The sequence below is a fragment of the Streptomyces sp. NPDC048383 genome (assembly GCF_040651775.1).
Classification (GTDB): domain Bacteria; phylum Actinomycetota; class Actinomycetes; order Streptomycetales; family Streptomycetaceae; genus Streptomyces.
Map to the genome: position 1 here is coordinate 1 of NZ_JBEZKS010000139.1, position 3,401 is coordinate 3,401.

The following is a 3,401-nucleotide window of genomic DNA, read 5'->3' on the forward strand; positions in this document are numbered from 1 at the left end:
GCGGACGCATCGCGTCCGCCGGGCCCCCGGTCGTGGTCGAAGTCGTGGTCGAAGTCGTGGTCGAAGTCGTGGTCGAAGTCGTGGTCGAAGTCGTGGTCGAAGTCGTGGTCGAAGGGGCCACGGGCCCCGGTGTTCAGTTCCCGTACGGGCGCGCCGCGCGCCCCTCGCGCAGGGTGACGCCCCACCAGGCGAGCTGGTCGAGCATGACGGAGGCGGCCTTCGAGCTGCCACCGTCGTCGTCGAGCAGCCGGCCCTCGTCGTCGAAGCGCTCCCACGGGTTGTGGAAGCTCACCGTGTCGCGCATGGTGACGGCGTGCAGCTCCGCGAAGACCTGGCGCAGCTGCTCGACGGAGCGCAGGCCGCCCGCGACGCCGCCGTAGGAGACGAAGCCGACCGGCTTGGCGCGCCACTCGTTGTACACGTAGTCGATGGCCAGCTTCAGCGAGGCCGGGTAGCCGTGGTTGTACTCCGGGGTGATCACGACGTACCCGTCGAGACCGTCGATCCGGGAGGCCAGGGCGGGCGCCTCGGAGGGGGTGCCGAGCGGGTCGAGGTTCAGCTTCAGCTCCTCGACGAGCGCGGGCTCCGACAGGTCGATGACGTGGATCTCCAGGTCATCGCGCCGGGCGGCCTCGGCGACGAACCAGCGGGAGACCTTGTCGGCGAAGCGGCCGGTGCGGACGCTGCCGACGATGACACCGATCTTGAGCGGGTTGCCGGACATGACGTACCTCTTTCACAGGGATGACGATCGAAAAGTGGGGGCGCGGCGGGGCGGCGGGCGATGCCGCCCCGGCCGGGGGCGGACTCAGTCGGTGATCAGGACGATCTTGCCGCGGCCGTGTCCGGTCTCCAGCTCGCGGTGTGCCTCGGAGGCCTGCGCGAGGGGGAAGGTCCGGCGTACGTGCACGGTCAGCTTGCCGCTGTCGACCAGGGCGGCCAGCTCGCCGAGCCGCTGCTGGGTGCGCCGGCTGGAGAGCCAGCGCACGCCGAGCTCCTCGTGCACCCCGAAGGCGAAGATGGTGCCGACCCGGTCCTTGTCCGCGACGAGCTCGGCCGCGACGCGCAGCCCCTCGGCGCTGGCCGTGTCGAGCGCGACGGTGACGCCTTCCGGCGCGAGGGCGCGGACGCGGTCGGCGAGGCCGTCGCCGTACGTCACCGGCAGGGCGCCGAGCCCGCGCAGGTACGCGTGGTTGTCCTCACGCGCCGTGGCGATGACCTTCGCCCCGCGCAGTACGGCCAGCTGGACCGCGATGGTGCCGACACCGCCCGCGGCGCCGTTGACCAGGAAGGTGTCGCCCTCGGAGACCTTCAGGTCCTCCAGCACGGTGTGCGCCGTCTGCCCCGAGGCGGAGATGCTTCCCGCGACCTCCCACGGGATGCCGGCCGGCTTGGCCACGATCTGCTCGGCGGGCACCGTCAGGTATTCGGCGTACGTGCCCTGGAGGCGGTAGCCGAGCACCTCGTCACCGACCGAGAATCCCGTGACGCCCGCACCGATCTCGTCGACGACGCCGGCGAAGTCGCCGCCGGTGACGTGCGGGAACGTGATCGTGACACCGGGAGGATTCCATCCCGTGCGCACCGCGCAGTCGGTCGGCTGGGTGCCGGCCGCCTTCACCCGCACACGGACCTCGCCGGGACCGGCCTGCGGGGTGGGCAGTTCGAGGAGTTCGAGGACCTCCGGCCCTCCGAACGCGTGGAATCCTGCAGCCTTCATCATCAACGCCCCTTAAAAAATCGTGCTGTTCGTCCCGGCCCGTCGAGGCCTTGGACAAGAACGTAAAACCTCAAGTGGAATTGAGGTCAAGCCGGAACCGGAGGCGGTATCGGGAATCCGCCAAACGGCGTACAAGTTGACCGGGACGGGACGGGTGGGGCGCGACTGCGGAAGCCGAGGACACGCTTCCATGGTGCCCGGAACGTCTCGAACGCACCTGGAGGATGGACGTCGTCCGTAGCCGTTTCCCGACGGCCCTCCAGCCGGTCTCAACCCCTCGTCGAGCCCCCGTCAGCAGGATCACGGCCAGCTGTCCGGACCAGAGGGGGAAGCCCGTGATACATCTCTTCCAGCCGCAGACCGGGGACGAGGAACTCGCCGCGGTCGCCGAGGTGTTCGCCGACAAGTGGCTCGGCCACGGTCCGCGCACCAAGGCGTTCGAGGCGGAGTTCGCCGCTCACCTCGGGGTGGACGCGCAGAACGTCGTCTTCCTCAACTCGGGCACCGCCGGTCTCTTCCTGGCCCTGGAGTGCCTGGACCTGGCGGAGGGCGACGAAGTGGTCCTGCCCTCCCTGAGCTTCCTCGCCGCCGCGAACGCCGTCCTGGCCGCCGGCGCCCGACCCGTCTTCTGCGACGTGGACCCGCGCACCCTGAACCCGGACGCGGCGCACATCGAGAGCGCCCTGACCGAACGCACCAAAGCCGTCATCGTGCTCCACTACGGCGGCTACCCGGGCGACGTGAAGGCCATCGCGCAGCTGTGCCGCGACCGGGGCGTCACCCTGATCGAGGACGCCGCCTGCTCGGCCGGCTCCCGCGTGGACGGCCGGGCCGTGGGCACCTTCGGCGACCTCGCCATGTGGAGCTTCGACGCGATGAAGGTCATGGTCACCGGTGACGGCGGCATGCTCTGGGTACGCGACGCCCAGCTGGCCGCCCGCGCCCGCCGCCTCGCCTACCACGGCCTCGCCCAGCCCAGCGGGTTCGGCCACGCGAAGGTCTCCCACCGCTGGTGGGAGCTGGACATTCCCGAGCCCGGCCGCCGCGTGATCGGCAACGACATGACGGCGGCGATCGGCCGCGTCCAACTCCGCCGGCTGCCCGAGTTCGTGACGCGCCGCAAGGAGATCGTCGACCTCTACGACCTCGAACTCGCCGGCGCCGAGGGCATCGCACTGCCCCCGCCGCTGCCCGAGGGCCACGAGTCCACGTACTACTTCTACTGGGTGCAGCTGGACGACGCGGTCCGCGACGAGGTCGCCGGCGAGCTGCTGGCCGCCGGCATCTACACGACCTTCCGCTACGCGCCGCTGCACAAGGTGGCCGCCTACCGCTCCGAGGGCCAGGAACTGCCCGCCTCGGACATCGCCTCCGGCCGCACCCTGTGCCTGCCGCTGCACCCCGGCCTGTCGGACGACGACGTCCGCACCGTCGCCGCCACCCTGCGCAAGGCCGTCGACGCCCGCCGCTGACGGTCCGCGTCCGCCCCGCCCGCCCCGCACCTCGACCGGATCTCCAGCGCCGTCGGAGACGGTCGCCACCCGCCCGCCCGCACCATCAGGAGGAAGCTGCTCGTGTCCCGCCGCCTGTTCACCTCGGAGTCCGTGACCGAGGGTCACCCCGACAAGATCGCTGATCAGATCAGCGACACGATTCTCGACGCGCTGCTGAGGGAGGACCC

At 70.9% G+C, this 3,401-nt stretch carries 5 protein-coding genes; 2 read left to right on the forward strand and 3 right to left on the reverse strand.

The genetic code is table 11. From position 1 onward, the window contains the following. From AB0D46_RS38385 to AB0D46_RS38395, 3 genes are all read right to left on the reverse strand, one after another. A partial coding sequence (locus tag AB0D46_RS38385) for a hypothetical protein (protein WP_362884732.1) occupies positions 1-185 on the reverse strand: 185 nt, incomplete at its 3' end. Then, positions 134-724 carry an NAD(P)H-dependent oxidoreductase gene (locus AB0D46_RS38390; protein WP_362884734.1) on the reverse strand — a complete coding sequence of 197 codons (591 nt, stop codon included), beginning with the start codon at positions 722-724 and terminating at the stop codon, positions 134-136. The genes AB0D46_RS38390 and AB0D46_RS38385, both read right to left, overlap by 52 nt. 84 nt (positions 725-808) lie before the next feature. Continuing rightward, a complete protein-coding gene (locus AB0D46_RS38395; RefSeq protein WP_362884735.1) occupies positions 809-1,723 on the reverse strand; it encodes an NADP-dependent oxidoreductase in 915 nt (304 codons plus the stop codon). A 332-nt stretch (positions 1,724-2,055) separates the two neighbouring features. Here AB0D46_RS38395 and AB0D46_RS38400 point away from each other — a divergent pair, with 332 nt between their 5' ends. Beyond that, the gene (locus AB0D46_RS38400) at positions 2,056-3,192 is read left to right on the forward strand and encodes a DegT/DnrJ/EryC1/StrS family aminotransferase (protein ID WP_362884736.1); all 1,137 of its coding nucleotides are present in this window, start codon (positions 2,056-2,058) and stop codon (positions 3,190-3,192) included. 102 nt (positions 3,193-3,294) lie between these two features. Further along, a partial coding sequence (locus tag AB0D46_RS38405) for an S-adenosylmethionine synthetase N-terminal domain-containing protein (protein ID WP_157855346.1) occupies positions 3,295-3,401 on the forward strand: 107 nt, incomplete at its 3' end.